This window comes from Pelotomaculum isophthalicicum JI, assembly GCF_029478095.1.
Lineage (GTDB): Bacteria > Bacillota > Desulfotomaculia > Desulfotomaculales > Pelotomaculaceae > Pelotomaculum_D > Pelotomaculum_D isophthalicicum.
Map to the genome: position 1 here is coordinate 18,470 of NZ_JAKOAV010000023.1, position 18,806 is coordinate 37,275.

Genomic DNA, 18,806 nt, shown 5'->3' on the forward strand with positions numbered 1-18,806 from the left:
GGCTTATTACTAAATGGGTTTTTGCGGTTGGTTCGGCAAGACGCTCCGGGTCAATTTAAGTACCGGCATAATCACTGAGGAAAATATCGGGCAAAAAGTGCTTTCAGACTGGATTGGCGGTCGCGGGATAGGAGCTTGGGTAGTTGCCGGGGAAGTGCCGGCATGCTGCGACCCGCTCGGGGAAGAAAACAAACTGGTTTTCGCGACCGGCCCGCTGACCGGGGCCGGAGTTCCCGGCGCCGGGCGCTTCAGCGCTTCGGCCAAGTCGCCGCTCACCGGCACTATCCTGGATTCAAACGCCGGTGGCAGGTGGGGTATCCGGTTAAAAAAGAACGGTTATGATATGCTGATTATTGAGGGCACTTCAGCCGGGCCGGTTTACCTGAAGATAGAAGAAGGAACGGCGTCACTGCATGAAGCGGGGGATCTTTGGGGCGCCGATGTCCGGGAAACAAACGACAAGCTAAAGGATAAACTGGGGAATGAAACAAGCATAGCGTGTATTGGCCCGGCCGGGGAAAATCTGGTGAAATTCGCTTCCGTAATGAACGATGGGCACCGCGCCCTGGGACGGGGCGGTTTGGGCGCGGTGATGGGAGCGAAAAAACTAAAGGCTGTCGCCGCAAAAGGTTCGCGGAAGGTGGAAGTCGCCAACAAAGAAAAATTTGATTTCATGATCTACGAAGCCGGCAAATGGCTCAAAGCCAACCCGATCACCTCCCAGGGACTTCCTGAATTCGGCACTCCGGTTCTGGTCAAACTTTTTAACGCACTGGGTGTCTTTCCAACCCGTAATTTCCAGGGTTCACAATATCCTGACGCGCTGAACATTTCCGGCGAGACCATTGCCGAACTCATGACCGCAGGCCGCAAAGGCTGTTACGGCTGCCCGGTCCAGTGCGCCAGGCTGCTTAAAACGAAAACAGGAACCACCTTGGGGCCGGAATATGAATCTATCTGGGCGCTAGGTCCGGAATGCGGAATCGGTGACCTGGACACAATTGTCGAGGCCAATCACCTCTGCAATCAATTGGGTTTGGATACCGTATCTACCGGCGTAACCATCGGCTGCACCATGGAACTGGAAGAAAAAGGCATATTTAACACAGGGCTTTCGTTCGGAGACACCACGGGAATGCTCCGGGCCATCAAACAAATCGCATACAGGGAAGGCGATGGAGACCTGCTGGCTGAAGGCTCGCGCCGCCTGGCTGAAAGATGCGGGGCCGGCCAATACGCCATGCAGGTAAAAGGACTGGAACTGACTGCCTACGACCCGCGCGGCTTGCAGGGGATGGGCCTGGGTTTTGCCACCTCAAACCGGGGCGGCTGTCACCTGCGGGCATATATGGCCGGACCTGAGGCGCTTGGCGTGCCCAAGATGGTGGACCGGTTCAGCGCCGGCGGTAAAGCCGGGCTGACCATCACCCAGCAGAACGTCAGCGCGGCTATTGACAGCTTGATCGCCTGCCGTTTTATCAATCTGGCTGTTTCCGAGGAATATTTCGCCAGAATTTTATCGGCTGTCACCGGTGTTGATTACCAAACCCAGGACCTGCACCGGATCGGCGAACGAATTTGGAATTTAGAGCGTTTGTTCAATCTGCGGGAAGGTTTTGACTGCTCCCATGACACTTTGCCGCCCAGGCTGCTGGAGGAGCCTATTCAAGAGGGACCATCCAGCGGAAGTGTGGTTGAACTCAAACCAATGCTCGAAGAGTATTACCGTTTCAGGGGGTGGAACGAATCAGGCGTTCCTTCGCCGGGGAAACTGCGGGAATTGGGACTGGAGGATTTCAAATGCTAAAGGACTTTCAAACATTCGGGCGGGACCTTTTCCTGGCCGGGCTGAACAGCTCGCATAGCGGCAACCTTAGCGTACGCTGCGGTGACCGTATCGTCATCACCAGAAGGGGGGCTATGCTCGGTCACCTGGAGGAACGGGATCTCATCGAAACAGGTCTGGATAAAAACGACAGCAACATCATCCTGGCCTCCACGGAGATTAGGGTGCACCGGGCGATCTACAAAGGGACCGCGGCCCTGGCCGTTGTACATGCCCACCCGGTTCATGCCATTGCCTTATCCCTCCTGGAAGATGAAATTATACCGCTGGATTCTGAAGGGGCTTACCTGCTGCATAAAATTCCCGTCCTGAGCGCGGAGCACACCATTGGCTCCCAGGAATTAGAGGAAAAACTGCCCTCGCTTTTAAAAGAATATAAAATTGTGATGGTCCGCGGACACGGGAGTTTCGCTACCGGACAATTATTGGAGGAAGCCTACCAGTGGACTTCCAGTTTGGAGAACATCTGCCGGATTATCCATATCACCCGCGCTTTAAAAGGAGAAGTAAAAGACAAACGCTCGTCTAAATACAAAGAGTGGTAACAGCATATATTTTACAGACATATAAAACAACTTTTTCCCGAAGAATATTATTAACTCTCAGAAAAGGGGGAATTCTGTTGCCACGCGAAGGGTTGATTCCGACTGTCCTTGGTACCGCCGTTACCACCGCAGGACTTGCGTTGCGCAAAGCAAATCCCGTAATCGGATGGGGAGTCGCCGGTTTTGGTTTGGCGCATATTTTACTTGGCGCCATAGACCTGATGGAACACCCGCCGGAGTAATGAGAGTTTAGAGAGGAGCGCACACTCCTCTCTTTTATTTGCGCTAACGGATTGTGCGGATATGACGGCCGTCTTTCTTCAACAAGGCCAATTTCAATTCTTTAATGGTGCATGATTCCATAGCCGCAAAACACTGGGGAGGAGATATACCGTCTAACCAGTGCGCGTCCGAAGAAACGAGGTAATAAAAGCTTCTTTCTTTTAATTGGTCAAGCTGAGCCTGGTCGCGGGACAGGTGCGGTGTCAATTCCACACCGTCTATAGGCAAATCATCGGGGATAAAACCCAGGCTTCCCCATAAGCTGAAAGCTTTCCGGTCGATATGAGCCGCTATGCACAGACCCCCCAAATGATGAACGCCTCTGACAACTTCTTCAACGGTTAGATCCGTACCCATCAGAAGCAGCCTTTCCACTTCTCTCAACTTATTTCCCTCGTGATCAACAACCCATTGCTCACCGAAACTTTTTTTCTTGTTTTTTAGGTCAGGCAAGTGATTGTAAATTATTCTTTGCCAGTCAAGCACCTGTTCCAGAGTGTCAAAAAGGCAAACCATATGGATGTCTTCTCTGGTCTGCACTTCCATACCGGGCAGAATTTCAATCCCCATCTCTTTACCTTTTGCCATAAAGGCCGGGACATTTTCCGCCGAATTATGGTCGGTTATCGCTATCACTTCAACACCGAGCTGCCTGACCCGGCTCAAAACAAGGGGAGGCACCATGTCGTCACTCGCGCAGGGTGACAGGATGGTATGAACATGCAGGTCTAACACCCACTCCCGCATATTTTCACCTTCCCAGGCCCAAGTCATGTAAACGTCCGGCAACTTGATAAGCCGTTTCTTGTGAACTCAAAATTACTATCCCTTCTTTTTTCGCTTTCTGCAAGGTGTCATCCTGGGGTAAATTACCTTCAACCAATATAATGCAATGCAAATTTAAAAGCACGGCGACGGCGATGATATTTTGGTGGGTTTGGATGGTCAGCCAGATATCACCGTCTTTAGCGTGAGCCATGACATTGCTTAATAAGTCTCCGCAGTAGCAGCCGGTTACTTCCAGGGACGGATCAATCTCATCCGGTGTCAACAGGGCGGCATCCAATTCCTTTAATAAATTCACCAGCTTCATAAAACACCTCAGTCAATGAAAATTTTTATCACCAATGTAGTGCCTTTGGGAGAAGATTCTATAGCTAATTCGTCAGCTGATTTTTTTATGTTGGGCAGTCCCATACCCGCCCCGAAGCCCATTTCCCTAATCCGGTCGGAAGCTGTGGAATATCCCGGCTGCATGGCTAAAGAAACATCTTCTATACCCGGGCCGCTGTCTTCAACAATAATGGTTATATCATGGGGTGTTACCTTGGCTGAAAGCTTTCCCTCATGGGCATGAATCACCACATTCATTTCAGCGTCATAAGCCGCGATTGCGGCGCGCCGGATAATTGTACCTTCCAATCCCAATTCAGTAAGCATTTTTTTGATGTTACTGGCCGCTACACCTGCCAGGTCAAAATTCATACTCTGGATCGAGCATTCATATGTTTGTGTCGTAAAATCTTTGGGCTCTTTTTTTTCTTCAGGTTCATCCACCTGATCAATTCTTAACAACTGGGCCAACCGGGTTACAATATCACTGGTCGTTAAAATCCCCACAACCTTTGATTGTTCATTAATAACGGGAAATCTTCCAAACCCATAACGGCGGCACGCATTTAAGGCATGTCCGACCGTATCCTGCTCATGTAAAAATACGGGGTTAACGGTCATAACTTCCGAGATAAAAGCGTTCAAATTGTTATTTTCCATAGCTTGAATGATATCGGCCACACTAATAACACCTAAGAGAGCATTTTCCCGGTCAACAACCGGCATACCCGAAATGCCTTTATCGCGCATCAGTTCTTTGGCCTGCCGGACTGTTAAATCGGAGGTAATAGAGATAACATCCCTAGTCATAACATCCTGTACCCCGGGCAAGGACTGCTTGTCATTCATGGCAAATCACTCCTAAACCGGCTTGATAGAGGAGACCGCAAGATTCGTACATCGGATACACGGTGCATAGAAGGGGAATATCCTTTGCTTCAGCCAAATCTACTATTTCCTGGGAAGGCACCTTGCCACGGATAAATATCACACCAATCAAATCGATTATTTCCGCTGTACGAATTACCTGCGGGTTAATCAATCCTGTAAGAAGAACAGTCTTTTCCTTACTGTGAGCCAGGACGTCGCTCAACAAATCAGCGCCGCAAGCTGTATCCGCGTTTTTGTCATCCAGGCAGTGATGGGTAAAGCAAGTTGCTTTCAACACTTTCTGTATTTCCGAAAGCGTCAACACTAACACCTTCTTTGATTTTCTGATTCCATTATTATAGTATCATATTTCTCCTACGCTTAGGCAAAGAAACTGAGGTATGGGCAATTGTTTTTTTATAAAAAAAACAGTTATAATGTTCATATCTAGATACCGGATAATATTATGTAAAAGGTGAATAAAATATGGAATTATCTTTTGAACAAGGCCCCATCAGACCTCCAAGCGAAGCGGCCAGTCTTTTGCTCAGGCTTACGCGCAACTGTCCATGGAACAAGTGCGCATTCTGCAGGTCTTACAAGGGGGCAACTTTTTCCAGGCGCAGTGTGGAAGAGATCAAAAATGACATCGACACGGTGGTTAAAATGTGCCGGTCGGTGCAGGAGATATCCCGGAAAAGCGGATTTGGCGGCTTGCTGAATATGGATGTGATGGTAAAGCTATATAATACTGGTGATTACCAATTGTTCCACGTCGCTTCCTGGCTGTATAACGGCGGTAAGACGGTTTTTCTGCAAGACGCCAATTCACTGGTCATGAAGACCGATGACGTGGTGGAAATCCTGAGATACTTAAAAGAAAGCCTGCCTTCAGTTGAACGTGTTACAACCTACGCCCGGTCGAGCACACTGGCGCGTAAGAGCGTTGAGGAACTGACGGCGCTGAAACAGGCCGGTTTATCCCGCATCCACGTGGGAATGGAGTCAGGGTCCGACGATGTTCTTAAACTAATCAATAAAGGCGCCACCGCGCAGCAGCATATTGAGGCCGGCAGGCGGGTGAAGGAATCAGGGATATCACTTTCAGAGTACGTTATTTTAGGGATGGGGGGCAAGCGGTGGTCTAAGGAACACGCGCTTGAAACGGCCAGGGTTCTGAACATGATCAACCCTGATTTTATCCGTATGCGCAGTCTGACAGTGGCTGAAGGCACACCGCTCAGCCAAAAAGCGCGAAACGGTGAATTCGCGGAAGAAACCGAGGAAGAAGTAGTCGCCGGCGAAAAGCTGCTCATTGAACGTCTCGACGGTATTCAAAGCAATCTGGTCAGCGACCATTCCATGAATTTGCTGGAAGAAGTCAACGGCAAACTGCCGGAAGATAAGCCGGCCATGATAGGAATAATTGACCGCTTTCTCGCCCTGCCGGAAAGGGAAAAACAAAATTTCATCCTGGGCAAGCGCTGGGGGGTTTACCGCGTGCTGGATGATCTGCGTGACGCGTCAAACCATGCCAGGGTTGCCGACGCCCTTGATAAACTGGAAAAAGAGGGTAAGTACCATGCCACCTTGTCTTACCTGAAAAACCAGGTAATCTAACAAACACGAAGTAAGACTAGGATGACTTACTCCTCTGTAAAACATGAGAAATAATAAACAACCCGCCGATAACAAATTGTGGAATTGAAAGAAATAGAAAATATTCAATATTCCTATAGGTCTTAAAATAAAATGTGAATAACATGCCAAGTATAATAAAAGCTAAGCCGCTAAATTGAGGATATTTCCAGAAGATAATTAGAGCTGTAAGAAAAATAAATGTCGGTATCAGATGCATTAAGAAACCTATTAAGTTATCAATAAATGATACTTCATCTGAAAACGCGTCTAAGGCAAAAATTGATATAAATAGTATAAATATAATCGCAAGCACTCTTGAAACCCAAACAAGTTTGTTACTCATTGGTTTTACCTGAAATATATGTACAGTAACCATAACTGATTGGGCCTTTTTTGGTAGTTTCGCAGGGAAACTCAGGACATTCGAAACATAACGAAACGTTTTTATTGAATGCGCATTTTGAAATCATGCAGAATTTGTTATCTTTAGGCTTGCAGCCTTCATCACCACTAGGGCACATACCTTTTACCATTCTCGGACATTTTTCACAAGCGATTCCACATACACCTATTTTCATATAAACCTCCATTCTGCCGCTACCACTGGGGGCTCAAATAATAATGAAAGCCCTGGACGTTCCTTCTGGCTCTATTCTGGCTTTTTAGCCGACATATGAGTTAAAATTAAATCTGTCATATCTTTAGTTCTAACACTCAATAATTCACATACCTCACCCCGGAATATTGTTTTATCACGGGGTTTATGTGTGCCTTCAACAATTTCTATGTCAGGATATTTCTCCTTAATAACGTCAAGATACTTGTTAACGAACGGGCAAACAGACGTCATGCAATATGAGAGATGGATAGCATCAACCTTAAAGCTGGCAAGGGATTTTACTCGTTTTAAGATTTTTTCAGGGGCTCCAATTGTCGGACAACCGGCACAAGATATTATACCGACAAGAACAGTTTCCTGATCCTTGTATTTTTCAAAGAAACCTCTCTTTTTACGCATATCGGCAAGACATACCGCCGAAGCGCAATTTAGTTCCTGGGTGCAGTTCCAACACGTTAATATTCCTATCCTCGGCATGGAAACCTCCTAACGAGTTAAAACATTTATGTTATATTTCTATATTTTTAAGATTATTCCTGTAGCAATAATGGATTCTCCAAAAGCGTAATTTCCCAAGAAATAAAAAACGCCCACAGGTTAATTCTGAAGGCGTTTTAGATATCATTGGTAGCCCTAACGGGATTCGAACCCATGTCTCCACCTTGAGAGGGTGATGTCCTCACCACTAGACGATAGGGCCATGGCTGCGGGACCAGGGCTCGAACCTAGGCTAGATGATCCAGAGTCACCTGTGCTACCACTACACCATCCCGCAACATTATTGTTGTTACCTATCAAGCGCACTTAATTATTATATAATAGGCTAAGTTGTAATGCAAGCAAAAACTATACAACATCAGCCCCCAGCCGCTCAATATAGGCGATCGCCCTGTCCAGCCGCTGTAGTGTTTTCCCTTTCCCCATAGTAACAATAATATCAAAAAGACCGGGTGTCATAGTCCGCCCAGAGAGGGCCAGCCTGGTTGGGTGAAAGAGATCTCCTGTTTTAATCTCCAGTTCCTCTGTTAATTTCCGGTAGGCATTCTCAGTCGTCTCCAGGTTAAAGGGTTCCAATTGCTCCAGGACCTCACGGGCTTTGTACAACACCTCCGCCACACCTGGTTTGCTGAAATATTTCTTGACTCCCTTCTCATCATAGGTGTAATCATCATCAAAGAAATAGGTAGAGGCATCCACGACCTCGTTGATGGTTTTAACCCTGGTGCGCACGGTACCTACCACATTTTTAACATACAGATAGAAGTCATGGGAGAACTCCTCCAGAATCAGCTTCTGCTCTTTAAGTATAGGAATTACACGGTCGGTCACCTGACCCAGATCGGCTTCGTTCAGGTAATGGCCGTTGAGCCAGGTTAGTTTTTTCAAATCATAGATAGCCGCGTTCTTCCCCACATGTTCCAGTGAGAACTGCCGCACCATCTCCTCCAACGACAGAATCTCCTCATCATTGCCGGGCGACCAGCCGAGCAGGGCCAGGTAGTTGACAAGGGCCTCGGGCAGATAGCCCTGATCCCTGAACTCTTCCACCGATGTAGCGCCATGACGCTTTGATAACTTGCTCCTGTCCGGAGCCAGAATCATGGGGACATGAGCAAAGACCGGTGTGGGCTTGTCCAAAGCCTGGTAGACCAGGACCTGCCGCGGGGTATTGGAGAGATGCTCCTCAGCCCGCAGGATATGAGTAATCTTCATCTCCAAGTCATCCACAACTGTGGCAAAGTTGTAAGTGGGCACGCCGTTTGACTTCATGATGATAAAGTCATCGAGAAACTCGTTAACAAAGGAGACATCTCCCCTGAAGTAGTCGTGAACCACTGTCTCGCCGCTGTCGGGAATTTGCAATCTAACTACGGGTTTACGCCCCTCGGCTTCCAACCGGCTCCGCTCATCAGGGGTCAAACAGCGGCAGCGTCCGTCGTAACGCGGAGCTTTCCCCGCCGCCACCGCCTCTTTTCTCCGCAAATCAAGTTCTTCCGGCGTGCAGTAGCAGTAGTAAGCCTTCCCCTCGGCCATCAACTGCGCGGTGAATTTTTGGTAAAGGTCGAAGCGTTGGGACTGGTAATAAGGCGCGTAGGGACCTCCCACTTCCGGCCCTTCATCCCAGTCGATCCCCAGCCACTTGAGGGCGGATAGAATCTGCCGGCGCGAAGCTTCAGTGGAGCGTTCAGTGTCAGTGTCGTCTATGCGCAGCACCAGCACGCCGCCGTTATGCCGGGCAAAGAGCCAATTAAAGAGAGCGGTCCTGGCTCCCCCGATATGCAAGTTGCCGGTGGGACTGGGCGCGAATCTCACTCGTATCTTGCTCATATACAATCCTCCTGTAGATAATACCCATCTATTGAGTTTACCACAAGATGTCAAAAAACAACAGGAAGCCGGCCATCAATCGCCGGCGCCTTGTTAAATATTTCGAGAAACCTAATAGATTCAAAGTTTTTTTCTATTCACTGTCTTCGGCGTGTAGTCCCGCGTACTCCAAGTGGCACCTTACCATTGACTCCTGCCAATAACACATTACCGGAACAGCTCGCTTTCCATGAGTATCTGTCCTCTGATAAAAGATCCCTTCCTGAGCGATTTCTTTTACTGTTTTTCTCCCTTTTTTCCAGGCGTTTAATACTTGCTCATGACGTTTTTCGATGATCGTTTTAATCCTGTCGATAGCCTCACCCGTTCCTTCACGAATAACCGGACGGTGGCTGGAAAAAAGCTGCTTGGCATTCAATTCGCGCGCTTTCTCAATTGACGTCAGGAAATCGTTCAAGTTGCAGTGTGGGAAGCCATACCAGGGGCCAAAGCGGTCCAGGCCCAGGTCGCAGGTATAAAGGGAATTGCTCTGGGGGGCGTAAAGGCAATAATGGCCGGGCGAATGTCCCGGAGCGGGAACAGCAAGCAACTGTCCTTTTGAAATAGCCTCAATTTCCGCCAATTCATATGAACCTATGCTGGGGACATACTGCAAACCCATTCTCGGCATAAGAATCTCTTCAACCAGTTTGTGCACTCCCGCCTGGCCGTAGCCCGTTGCCCGCGACATATTCTCACTTGATTGAAGATATTGATATTCAGTCCTGTTCAAAGCCGGGCGGCAATCTGTCTCGCCGGCGATCCGCCAGGCGTCGGAGGCGTGGTCGATATGAAAATGAGAGATAAAATAGCGGCTTACGTTATTTTCCCGGATAAACGCCAGAGTTTCCTCTTCACCAAACCTGCCGTCGATCATGATTACTTCTTCACCGGAAATCAACAAACCATTGTTCATCAACCATGATTCCTGCTGGGGCGCTTCCAGGAATTCAACACCTTCGGCTATGCTTATTCTTTTCAAGTTAAATTAATTCCCCTTAAAGACAGGCTTTCTTTTTTGCGAGAAAGCCTTCAGCCCTTCCTCAAAGTCGTTGCTTAAACTCGCGCCGACAATGGACTCCCGCTCAAGGTCAAGCTGCGCCTCCAGAGTCCGCCTGTGGGCTTCGTTAATCAGCGTTTTCGCCTGTTTAAACGCTATTGAAGGGCCACCGGCGAATTGTCTCGCCCACTGTTCCACTCTTTCCGCAAAAGATTCAGCCGGGATCAACTCACTGGCCAGGCCCAAAGACAGCGCCTCTTTCGCATCAATCACCCTGCCGGTAAAAACTAGATCCATAACCCGGGCGGCTCCCAGCATTAATGTCAGGAAATAGGTGGAACCGCCATCAGGGGTCAACCCCAGGTTGACATAAGCCTGGTTGAATTTAGCCTTATCACTGATAATCCGGATATCGCAGGCCATCGCCAGGCTGAATCCGGCCCCGCTGGCAAACCCGTTCACAGCGGCAATCACCGGCTTTTCAATATCTCTAATCAATAGAATAACCTTATTAAAATTGTCAACCAAACTGTCAAAAGCGGATTTCCAGTTCTCATCACGGGCGGAGAGCATCCATTTTACGTCGCCGCCGGCGCAAAACGCCTTGCCGGCACCGGCAATTACCAGCGCACGCACTGTTTCATCCCTTTGACAGATCTTCAAGACTTCGGTCAACTCCGCTATTATTTCATAGTTTAACGCGTTCATGGCATCAGGCCTGTTCAAGGTAATGTTGGCTACACCATCATTTACTTTAAAAATAATGTTGCTGAACAAATTGATAACCTCCAGTTTATAAAGGAAACTCCTTATTCATTTTTTTATGCTTGAATGTTTTGTCCCTGTTCGCGTATTCCGCCACAATGTGGCCATTTCCTATTAAATTATATTTGTAAATAACCAGTCCTTCCAGACCCACCGGGCCTCTGGCGTGGATCTTGCTTGTACTGATTCCCACTTCCGCGCCAAAACCATAGCGAAAACCGTCGCTAAAGCGCGTGGAACAATTCCAGAACACATTCCCCGAATCCACCAGAGCCATAAACCTGGCCGCTTTCTCTTTGCTGCCGGTAATAACGCTGTCCGTATGGCCGGAGCCGTAATGATTGATATGATTTATCGCTTCATCAATGTCTTTCACTATTTTAATTGACAGCTTGTAATCCAGGTATTCCGTCCCCCAGTCTTCTTCCGTGGCTAAAGACACCGGAATTATTTCCATCGTCCTGGGGCAGCCGGAAATCGCGACATCTTTCTTTTCCAGGGCTTCTTTCAGCAAGGGCAAAAACCCGGGAGCGGCTTTTTCGTGCACCAGCAACGTCTCCGTGGCATTGCACACGGCGACATACTGGGTTTTGGAATCATCCACAATCCTTACCGCCATTTCCAGGTCGGCATCCTCATCGACGTAACAGTGACATATGCCGTCCGCGTGCCCCATTACCGGGATGCTTGAGTGGTCCATGATATACCTGACAAAATCGTTCGAACCTCTGGGAATGATCAGGTCAATATGCTCATCCAGCTTTAACATTTCATCGACTTCCGCCCTGGTTTCCAGGAGCTTCAGCCAGTCAGCCGGAATTCCCGCTTCTTTAGTCGCCTCGATAATGATATCCGCCAGAACGCGGTTGGTTTCTTTCGCCTCGGAGCCGCCTTTTAACAGCACGCAGTTGCCGCTTTTCAGGCACAGAGTGGAAATCTGCACCAGGGCGTCGGGCCTGGACTCAAATATCACACCAATGACACCGATCGGGCAGGTGGTTTTATAAAGCTCCAAACCCTCGTCCAATTCAGTCGCAAGCAGTGTCTTGCCGACCGGGTCTGGCAGGTTTATCAAGCTGTTAATCCCATCGACCACATCGGCTATCTTTGTTTCGTCAAACTTCAACCTTTTCAACAGGGGCTCAGGCAGGTTCTCCTTTGCGCTCCTGTTTAAGTCTTCATCATTTGCTTTAATGATTTCAGACTGCCGGTCAATCAACGACCCGGCTATTTGCTCTAAAGCCCGGTTTTTCAAGTCAGCGCTCATTGCAGCCATCTTTATGGACGCTTCTTTTACCTGGCGGGCAATTTCATTGATTTCCATACTGACATCTCCTTAATAAAGCTATTTTCTGAAATATTCCATATCGCAACAACGTAAACTTCTTGCCCTGCTTAATATTATATACTTAACTTACTCATAAGAAAATCACATAAATGTTAATCCTCTTCAAGCGCCATTAATCCGTCGTTGAAGGACAACCGGCGCGGCGCTCCGATAATCTCTACATTGCTCTTCCCCTTCAACTCATCTGCCACGCTGCCGGTAACCCACATATATTCCAGTTCAAGTGTGTTGTTAATTACCGCGCCTTTCAGGTTCACCGGCTCATCCGCGGAAAGGCTGCGGACCGCTGCTTCTATCGCAGCCCGGTCGTCAGGCATAATAAGCGGCAGCATGGCGCGCTGGACATTGCCGCTGGTAATACAATTGAGGTAGGTTGTCCGGGAATCCATTTTATCTACCAGACGTCTTGTCGTGATATCCGCCAAGCCGACACCGGTAGCGTTCCCGTGGGACGCCCCGCTTAAATCCAACACGACAATTCTGGCGATAAACGGTGTTACCGGCTCCGGCACCCCGGCTATTCTCATCCGGCCGATCACATTCGTGTCCATTCCTGTTCCGCTAAAATTCTTTCCCATTTGCCTGACAATCAGGAAGTCCAGTCTATCCGCCGGCAGGCGCGGCATAAACCGGTAAGCCTCTGCCAGCAACCGTTCTTCAACCTCTGCCAGCTTGTCCGGAGAAAGAGCTTTAATAATGGCAGTGTCCTCATAAGCGTTTTCAACGATGCCGACAGCGCCGATAATTTTTCCCGAACGCGTAAAAACTTCTCCTATTTCAACCAGGGCCCGGGCCATCCGCCGCGGCTCCAGGCGGTGGAAACAAGTAGCGCCCCGCGTTTTTCCCAGGCCGACAGCCATCATTTTCATAAGACCGCTCTCGACCGGCCCGTGAAAAGTGGTATGGGGCTTGATCCTGTTACAGACGATAATCCCGTCGGCACGCCATGCGTTTATGTCACAAAAAACTTTCATTCCATCCGGAGTAGCGCCTATCTCCACAACTTCCTCTGAAGTCAGCACCGGGCAGCCCAATTTTTCCTGCGTGACGCCCAGGCTGTCCAACACGGCTCTTTGTCCCCCGGCTGTGCCGCCACCGTGGCTGCCCATGGCGCCAATGATGAATGGCTCCGCCCCGGCCATTCTAACTGATTCCACCATGGCGCCCAGGATGGCGCCGATATTCTTAATACCCCGGCTTCCCGCCGTAATGGCGACCCGCCAGCCGGGCTTGACTTTCGCTCCAAGGTTAATCCGTTCCATTTCTTTTAGAACCTTGTCGTAAGGATCGTCAATTACCGGTCTGGGAAAAACCTGCCTTATTTTAATGAAGTTAAGATGTTCCAACAATGTCAACAGCACCTGTTTTCTTTAAATCCGGCAAACGCCGGTTATTGCCTGCAAATCATTATCTCTTGCGCTTTTCAATAAATTTTCATAAATAAGCAGGAAAAAAGCTAGTAATACAGAACACTTTATCATAGATATAAATTTTCATACATTAAAGGAGGAAAAAAAATGGCCCACAGCGTAAGGTGGCTGGGACACGCCGCCTGTCAGATCACCACGGAAAAAGGAGTAGTTATTTTAATAGACCCCTGGATTACCGGTAACCCAAGCTGTCCAATAAAAAAGGAGGATATCAAACGGGCTGATCTAATACTGCTCACCCATGACCACTTCGATCATCTTGGAACTGATGTGCCGGATCTGGTAAAAGCCACCGGCGCCACATTAATAATACAGCCTGAGCTGGTGGAGCCACTCCAAAAAGCCGGAGTCAGCGCTGATAATATCATACATTACGGCATGGGAATGAATATCGGCGCCCAAGCGGAAATAGCGGGCGTCAAAGTGATCATGACCCATGCGTTTCACTCCTGCGCCGCCGGAAGCCCGGCGGGATACATCATTATTCTGGAAGACGGAAAAACCATATACCACACCGGGGACACCGGTGTTTTCGATAGCATGAGGCTTTTTGGCGAAATATACAATATCGACCTAGCCCTTGTACCAATCGGGAGCGTCTTTACCATGAACCCACTCCAGGCGGCGGTGAGCCTTTCCTTGATTAAACCGAAAGTCGCCATCCCTATTCATTACCAGACATTTCCCGTCCTGACCCAGGACGCGGGAGAATTTATTGATTTATCCTCGAAAAAGGCGCCTGAAGTAAAAGTTGAAGCAATCAAGCCGGGACAGGAAATACTTCTATAAGAACTCAGTAGTCAGTTGTCAGTAGCCAGTAGCCAGTAGTCAGGATTCAGAATGAGAGAATAGTTAGTAAAACAAAGCTCCATGGATGTTTAAAATCTGAACACCTGAATAAAACCTGTAAAGCCGTGCTGTTCGGAAAGGAAAAGCACGGCTTATTTACTTAGGGAGATGATTTAACTGGTTGATTCGGTACCTTTTGTTCCTCAACCTGCGGTGTTGGCGTCATAGATTTTGCAGGTTCTTTTTTATCCTCCTTATCCTTGGCATCATTTTTACTTTTAGCATCATTTTGTTGTTGTTTTGTTTCCTCTTTGTTCTCTTCCCCTTGCTTGCCCGGTTCAACCTGCTTTGTTGAATTGCCCGGTTTCTTTTGATCATCTGCTTTCTTTTGTTCATCTTGGTTCTTCAACTCATCAAGTTTCTTTTGCTCTTCTTTTTGTTCTTCAGTTAACGGTTGAACAGCATAACCTCCGGTTGCCCTATTGTCAAGTCCCATGACGTTCGCCATCACCAGTCTGAATATTTCTGCCGGTTGATTGCCGCCGTAGGAAGTCAGGTAATGTTGTCTGTCCATGTTTCTCTCATCGTAGCCTATCCATACCGCGGTAGTGTACCGGTCCGTAAAGCCAACAAACCATGCGTCCTTGTTGCCTGATAAGCCACGGAACTCGGCCGTGTCCGGCAACTCGGTGGTACCCGTCTTCCCGGCTACTTGAGCGCCGCGAATGCCCGCCCTGGTCCCGGTTCCCGAATCTACAACCGTACGCAAGACATCTTTGATAAAATCAGCTGTCGATGCTTTTATCACCTGAGTACCCTGGGGATGGCTGTAAACTGTTTGCCCTTGTCCGTCTTCGATGCGTTTAATTGCATATGGCTTGTTAAAAATACCTCTAGCTGGAAAAGTGGCATATGCCGCGGCCATTTGCAAGGGTGAAACCCCCTTGGTCAGTCCTCCCAGGGCTAATGGAAGGCAGCGGTCATCTTCCACCAGATCAAAACCCATTTTCTTGGCCATCTCAAAACCCCGGTCAACCCCGATTTGGTTCAAAAGCCGGACTGCGGCAACATTTCGGGACCACTGCACGGCTGTACGGATGGTGATCGGCCCGTAATAACCGCCGCCGGAATTATGCGGCTCGTAGCTGCCGACCTTGAACGGCGAGTCCGAAATCACTGAATCCGGGCTGTAACCGATTTCAAAAGCCGGCGCATAGACAGCAATCGGCTTAAATGCCGAACCAGGCTGCCTGGCTAACTGGGTAGCCCGGTTAAACCCGCGATTTGCGCCGTATTGTCTGCCTCCTACTAGAGCCTTTATAGCCCCGGTGCCGTTCTCTACCATGGCTACAGCCGCTTCAACCCTGTCGGAAGGGAATAAATCAGTTTGCGCGCATACTTGTTCGGCTTTCTTTTGAATATCCGGTTCCAGGGTAGTGTAGATTTTTAATCCACCTCTGAATATCTTATCGTTGCCAATCACATCCACTGCTTCATCCATGACGTAATCAATGAAATAGGAATGGTAATTCTCCAGACTTACATCACTGCTCAGTTGGACAGGTTGTTGCTGCGCTTCCTGCCACTGGTACTTATTAATGTAGCCTTGTTCAACCATCTTATCCAGCACAACATTCCGCCGCCGTTGAGCGCTATCCGGATTCAGATAAGGATCGTTGGCACTGGGCGCCTGAACCAGGGCGGCCAGCAGCGCGCCTTCAGCCAGTGTAAGTTCACTGGAATTTTTATTAAAATAGGCCCTTGACGCACTCTGGATACCATAAGCGCCTTCACCGAAATATACTCTGTTTAAGTAAAACTCCAGAATCTGGTCTTTGCTAAAGCGTCTTTCAAATTCCAGAGCAAGGACAGCCTCTCTCATTTTTCGCTGCAGAGTTTGTTCCGGCGATAAAAAGTACAACTTGATGACCTGCTGGGTAATCGTGCTGGCCCCTTCAGTAATCCGGCCTGATTTATAGTAACTGAACGTTGCGCGTAAAATAGCTTTGAGATCTATTCCGCTGTGGCTGTAAAACCTTTCATCTTCAATGGCCACAAAAGCTTTTTGAATAAGATCCGGGACCTGGCTCAACGTAACCGGTGTACGGTTTATCTCACCGTGAATTTCACAGAGCAGGTTGCCATTATCCTCATAAAGAAAAGAATTCTGGTCAAATACCGTCGATATGGCTTTTGTACTTGAGAAACCGGCCAAAACCCAATTCGCGTAACAGTAACCCCAAATTAAAACCGGTGTGATCGCCAGAATGAACAGCGCGGGAATAAAAGCAATAATCTTTACAACGTTGCGCCAACTTCCGGACATATTTTTTGTACCCCTCTGTTTTCAATATACATAATAATTATAACAACCTAAATCAATATATGCGGTGTTTTTTCATACCCTTACCTGTCAACAAATTCGCTTGCAGTGACCTTTAAGCATATAACGCGGCCCTTGTTCGGCCCTAAGCAACAAGGGAATGCTGCATGTCCCTAAGCAAGATGATATAATGAACATATGCCGGTGAAAACTATTGATTATCAAAAACTGTATAATATAACAGATATGCAGACACCACTAGAAGATGATTGCGGCAAGTTGTGCGGCAAAATATGTTGCCGCCCGGATAAGAACAATACTCTGGGAGTTTATTTATACCCGGGGGAAGAAGACATGTTTACCAAGGAAGAAGACTGGTTGTGTTGGGAACAGCGAAACCCTGTGGAAGATGACTTTCCAGCATCATGGAGCAACCCGGTATATTTTATCCGCTGTACCAAACCCTGCCCGAGGAAACATCGTCCGTTAAATTGCCGCTTTTTTCCCTTAGCGCCTCATTTATTAAAAGATAACACTCTTTTATTAATCTATGAAACATTGCGTTTGCCTTACAAATGCCCTTTAATAAAAAGAAAAATCCCGTTAAGAAAAGATTTCATCGACACAGTGGCCCATTGCTGGCAAGAATTGCTGAAAGATCAACGAGTACGTGATTTGGTGAAAATGGACTCACGGGAACGTGAGAAAGAAGGAAAACATCCTTTTATTGTCCGCACAATATTACCGCAATGATGATTACGCCCCCATAATTAACCTGTGAAGCAACTTTATCACAATCAATATTTTATACCTTTTTAAAGATTACTTTTTAATAAAATATGGCCTGACCTCTTTGCCCAAATCTTCCGGCAAAACAACTGACACAGGTTCTTGTAATACTGTCTGGAAGAAATTTATATCAGGCGCGTAATCCCTGGTATTGAGGTAAGTCCTCGGCACGATCCGGAAGTGGGCGGGAAAAAACTTTTGACCTGCGGCGCCCCAAAATAACGAAGCGTTAAAACTGTAAATGCCGTTTTCAAGATAATAACAAAATACTTTTTGGACACCTGAAACAAGGTGCCGGACTTGTGCATCCGTAAAATCTTCTATACAAAAGACACCTGGAAAGACACATATGATTTCACCGAGAACACCTAGTGAAACAAAAGACGCCAGCCAGTGTGCGTCTCCGACTTGACCGATATACCTGTCTTTATGCTTATGTTCCTCTTCTATCAATTCAGTCCAGTAATCTACCTGATGGTTATTATAAAATAACTCCGCCGCCCTGTACTCATCTGTAAACTGATTTCCCGGGCGTTCCGTGGCAAAATATTGCTGGTGCGGGTGAACCAGCCCGCCCCCTGAAGGCGGCATGTAATTCCAGGCCATCACCTGATATGGTATTGAGGGGCTTTTCCCCTTAACTTTTTTAAGAAAATCAATCCCAAGATAAAACGAGTTATATAATTTTTCGTCATCAAAGTTTTTTAAAGAAACAACATGGTCGTTGGTCATAATGACAACTGAACTGTAAACATCATATGGAAACAGATTGGGAACAAGCAAAGCCTCTCCCATGGCCAGGCGGCCCTCTTGAAACAATCCCTCAGGGAACATGGGTGTGACATGGTTCTTCTTGTCGCCACAAAATGGACAAAAGCCTTTAATCTGCGGCTCCAAGTATTTTTCTATATCCAGTTTCTGCGGCTTTATCGCCCCAAAGTGCGAAAAGTGACCCGTTCTACCGGTAAGAGGATCAATACGCACCTGTGATTTTATTGTTGTTGGCTGAAAATCCGCGCGCGGGTCAAGGAATGTGTTTTCCACATTAGTAATTTGAAAAGCAATTTTTGAGGCCACCC

The 18,806-nt window shown here is 47.8% G+C and carries 20 protein-coding genes and 2 tRNA genes; 6 read left to right on the plus strand and 16 right to left on the minus strand.

Translation table 11 applies throughout. The annotated features are described in order from the left end of the window. Nucleotides 1-13: 13 nt before the first annotated feature. The 3 genes from L7E55_RS12005 (at nucleotide 14) to L7E55_RS12015 (ending at nucleotide 2,633) form a co-directional block, all read left to right on the plus strand. Nucleotides 14-1,807: an aldehyde ferredoxin oxidoreductase family protein gene (locus L7E55_RS12005; protein WP_277444496.1), complete on the plus strand. Its 1,794-nt coding sequence runs from the start codon at nucleotides 14-16 to the stop codon at nucleotides 1,805-1,807. Next, nucleotides 1,801-2,391: an aldolase gene (locus L7E55_RS12010; RefSeq protein WP_277444497.1), complete on the plus strand. Its 591-nt coding sequence runs from the start codon at nucleotides 1,801-1,803 to the stop codon at nucleotides 2,389-2,391. The genes L7E55_RS12005 and L7E55_RS12010 overlap by 7 nt, the downstream gene beginning before the upstream one ends. A 77-nt stretch (nucleotides 2,392-2,468) precedes the next feature. Next, entirely contained in the window at nucleotides 2,469-2,633 is a 165-nt protein-coding gene (locus L7E55_RS12015; RefSeq protein WP_420852042.1) for an asparagine synthase, read from the plus strand. 43 nt (nucleotides 2,634-2,676) lie between these two features. On the opposite strand, the gene L7E55_RS12020 is transcribed toward L7E55_RS12015, so the two are convergent. From L7E55_RS12020 to L7E55_RS12040, 4 genes are read right to left on the minus strand one after another with little or no spacing between them, the layout of a single operon-like run. Further along, nucleotides 2,677-3,420, minus strand: a complete 744-nt coding sequence (locus L7E55_RS12020; RefSeq protein ID WP_277444499.1) for a PHP domain-containing protein — start codon at nucleotides 3,418-3,420, stop codon at nucleotides 2,677-2,679. Nucleotides 3,421-3,424: 4 nt separating this feature from the next. Next, nucleotides 3,425-3,766, minus strand: coding sequence for a DRTGG domain-containing protein (locus L7E55_RS12025; protein WP_277444500.1), 342 nt, complete (start codon nucleotides 3,764-3,766; stop codon nucleotides 3,425-3,427). 8 nt (nucleotides 3,767-3,774) lie between these two features. Continuing rightward, entirely contained in the window at nucleotides 3,775-4,635 is an 861-nt protein-coding gene (locus L7E55_RS17605) for a CBS domain-containing protein (protein ID WP_338091220.1), read from the minus strand. Continuing rightward, nucleotides 4,628-4,981 carry a hypothetical protein gene (locus L7E55_RS12040; RefSeq protein ID WP_277444501.1) on the minus strand — a complete coding sequence of 118 codons (354 nt, stop codon included), beginning with the start codon at nucleotides 4,979-4,981 and terminating at the stop codon, nucleotides 4,628-4,630. The genes L7E55_RS17605 and L7E55_RS12040 overlap by 8 nt, the downstream gene beginning before the upstream one ends. Nucleotides 4,982-5,142: 161 nt before the next feature. On the opposite strand from L7E55_RS12040, the gene L7E55_RS12045 reads away from it, so the two are divergent. Beyond that, nucleotides 5,143-6,276, plus strand: coding sequence for a radical SAM protein (locus L7E55_RS12045; RefSeq protein ID WP_277444502.1), 1,134 nt, complete (start codon nucleotides 5,143-5,145; stop codon nucleotides 6,274-6,276). A 16-nt stretch (nucleotides 6,277-6,292) separates the two neighbouring features. Here the strand turns inward: L7E55_RS12045 and L7E55_RS17750 are convergent, their stop codons facing one another. The 10 genes from L7E55_RS17750 to L7E55_RS12090 form a co-directional block, all read right to left on the minus strand. Next, nucleotides 6,293-6,673, minus strand: coding sequence for a DUF7670 domain-containing protein (locus L7E55_RS17750; RefSeq protein ID WP_420852043.1), 381 nt, complete (start codon nucleotides 6,671-6,673; stop codon nucleotides 6,293-6,295). Continuing rightward, the gene (locus L7E55_RS12050) at nucleotides 6,633-6,875 is read right to left on the minus strand and encodes a DUF3795 domain-containing protein (RefSeq protein ID WP_277444503.1); all 243 of its coding nucleotides are present in this window, start codon (nucleotides 6,873-6,875) and stop codon (nucleotides 6,633-6,635) included. The genes L7E55_RS17750 and L7E55_RS12050 overlap by 41 nt, the downstream gene beginning before the upstream one ends. Nucleotides 6,876-6,946: 71 nt before the next feature. Further along, nucleotides 6,947-7,393: a CGGC domain-containing protein gene (locus L7E55_RS12055; protein ID WP_277444504.1), complete on the minus strand. Its 447-nt coding sequence runs from the start codon at nucleotides 7,391-7,393 to the stop codon at nucleotides 6,947-6,949. Between the two features lie 148 nt (nucleotides 7,394-7,541). Beyond that, a tRNA-Glu gene (locus L7E55_RS12060) sits at nucleotides 7,542-7,616 on the minus strand. A 1-nt stretch (nucleotide 7,617) separates the two neighbouring features. Further along, nucleotides 7,618-7,691, minus strand: a tRNA-Gln gene (locus L7E55_RS12065). Between the two features lie 71 nt (nucleotides 7,692-7,762). Then, nucleotides 7,763-9,244 (minus strand): glutamate--tRNA ligase, encoded by a 1,482-nt coding sequence (gltX, locus tag L7E55_RS12070; RefSeq protein WP_277444505.1) that lies wholly within the window; start codon nucleotides 9,242-9,244, stop codon nucleotides 7,763-7,765. A gap of 133 nt (nucleotides 9,245-9,377) precedes the next feature. After that, on the minus strand, nucleotides 9,378-10,265 hold the full coding sequence (locus tag L7E55_RS12075; RefSeq protein WP_277444506.1) for an MBL fold metallo-hydrolase: 888 nt from the start codon (nucleotides 10,263-10,265) through the stop codon (nucleotides 9,378-9,380). Between the two features lie 6 nt (nucleotides 10,266-10,271). Then, the gene (locus L7E55_RS12080) at nucleotides 10,272-11,060 is read right to left on the minus strand and encodes an enoyl-CoA hydratase/isomerase family protein (RefSeq protein ID WP_277444507.1); all 789 of its coding nucleotides are present in this window, start codon (nucleotides 11,058-11,060) and stop codon (nucleotides 10,272-10,274) included. Between the two features lie 16 nt (nucleotides 11,061-11,076). Then, on the minus strand, nucleotides 11,077-12,372 hold the full coding sequence (locus L7E55_RS12085) for a glutamate-5-semialdehyde dehydrogenase (protein WP_277444508.1): 1,296 nt from the start codon (nucleotides 12,370-12,372) through the stop codon (nucleotides 11,077-11,079). A 116-nt stretch (nucleotides 12,373-12,488) separates the two neighbouring features. Beyond that, the gene (locus L7E55_RS12090) at nucleotides 12,489-13,745 is read right to left on the minus strand and encodes a nickel pincer cofactor-dependent isomerase, group 22 (protein ID WP_277444509.1); all 1,257 of its coding nucleotides are present in this window, start codon (nucleotides 13,743-13,745) and stop codon (nucleotides 12,489-12,491) included. Between the two features lie 168 nt (nucleotides 13,746-13,913). Between L7E55_RS12090 and L7E55_RS12095 the strand changes: the two genes are divergently transcribed. Continuing rightward, nucleotides 13,914-14,615, plus strand: a complete 702-nt coding sequence (locus tag L7E55_RS12095; protein WP_277444510.1) for a metal-dependent hydrolase — start codon at nucleotides 13,914-13,916, stop codon at nucleotides 14,613-14,615. A gap of 160 nt (nucleotides 14,616-14,775) precedes the next feature. Here the strand turns inward: L7E55_RS12095 and L7E55_RS12100 are convergent, their stop codons facing one another. Further along, a complete protein-coding gene (locus tag L7E55_RS12100) occupies nucleotides 14,776-16,941 on the minus strand; it encodes a transglycosylase domain-containing protein (protein ID WP_277444511.1) in 2,166 nt (721 codons plus the stop codon). 195 nt (nucleotides 16,942-17,136) lie between these two features. On the opposite strand from L7E55_RS12100, the gene L7E55_RS12105 reads away from it, so the two are divergent. Beyond that, entirely contained in the window at nucleotides 17,137-17,691 is a 555-nt protein-coding gene (locus L7E55_RS12105; RefSeq protein WP_277444512.1) for a hypothetical protein, read from the plus strand. A 69-nt stretch (nucleotides 17,692-17,760) separates the two neighbouring features. On the opposite strand, the gene L7E55_RS12110 is transcribed toward L7E55_RS12105, so the two are convergent. Beyond that, on the minus strand, nucleotides 17,761-18,804 hold the full coding sequence (locus L7E55_RS12110) for a hypothetical protein (protein ID WP_277444514.1): 1,044 nt from the start codon (nucleotides 18,802-18,804) through the stop codon (nucleotides 17,761-17,763). Nucleotides 18,805-18,806: the final 2 nt, after the last annotated feature.

Coding starts and splice junctions, on each gene's coding strand:
- L7E55_RS12085 (WP_277444508.1), bottom strand. CDS start 12,372: ATGGAAATCAATGAAATTGCCCGCCAGGTAAAAGAAGCGTCCATAAAG.
- L7E55_RS12105 (WP_277444512.1), top strand. CDS start 17,137: ATGCCGGTGAAAACTATTGATTATCAAAAACTGTATAATATAACAGAT.
- L7E55_RS12005 (WP_277444496.1), top strand. CDS start 14: ATGGGTTTTTGCGGTTGGTTCGGCAAGACGCTCCGGGTCAATTTAAGT.
- L7E55_RS12010 (WP_277444497.1), top strand. CDS start 1,801: ATGCTAAAGGACTTTCAAACATTCGGGCGGGACCTTTTCCTGGCCGGG.
- gltX (WP_277444505.1), bottom strand. CDS start 9,244: ATGAGCAAGATACGAGTGAGATTCGCGCCCAGTCCCACCGGCAACTTG.
- L7E55_RS12045 (WP_277444502.1), top strand. CDS start 5,143: ATGGAATTATCTTTTGAACAAGGCCCCATCAGACCTCCAAGCGAAGCG.
- L7E55_RS17605 (WP_338091220.1), bottom strand. CDS start 4,635: ATGAATGACAAGCAGTCCTTGCCCGGGGTACAGGATGTTATGACTAGG.
- L7E55_RS17750 (WP_420852043.1), bottom strand. CDS start 6,673: ATGGTTACTGTACATATATTTCAGGTAAAACCAATGAGTAACAAACTT.
- L7E55_RS12095 (WP_277444510.1), top strand. CDS start 13,914: ATGGCCCACAGCGTAAGGTGGCTGGGACACGCCGCCTGTCAGATCACC.
- L7E55_RS12025 (WP_277444500.1), bottom strand. CDS start 3,766: ATGAAGCTGGTGAATTTATTAAAGGAATTGGATGCCGCCCTGTTGACA.
- L7E55_RS12100 (WP_277444511.1), bottom strand. CDS start 16,941: ATGTCCGGAAGTTGGCGCAACGTTGTAAAGATTATTGCTTTTATTCCC.
- L7E55_RS12050 (WP_277444503.1), bottom strand. CDS start 6,875: ATGAAAATAGGTGTATGTGGAATCGCTTGTGAAAAATGTCCGAGAATG.
- L7E55_RS12055 (WP_277444504.1), bottom strand. CDS start 7,393: ATGCCGAGGATAGGAATATTAACGTGTTGGAACTGCACCCAGGAACTA.
- L7E55_RS12020 (WP_277444499.1), bottom strand. CDS start 3,420: ATGCGGGAGTGGGTGTTAGACCTGCATGTTCATACCATCCTGTCACCC.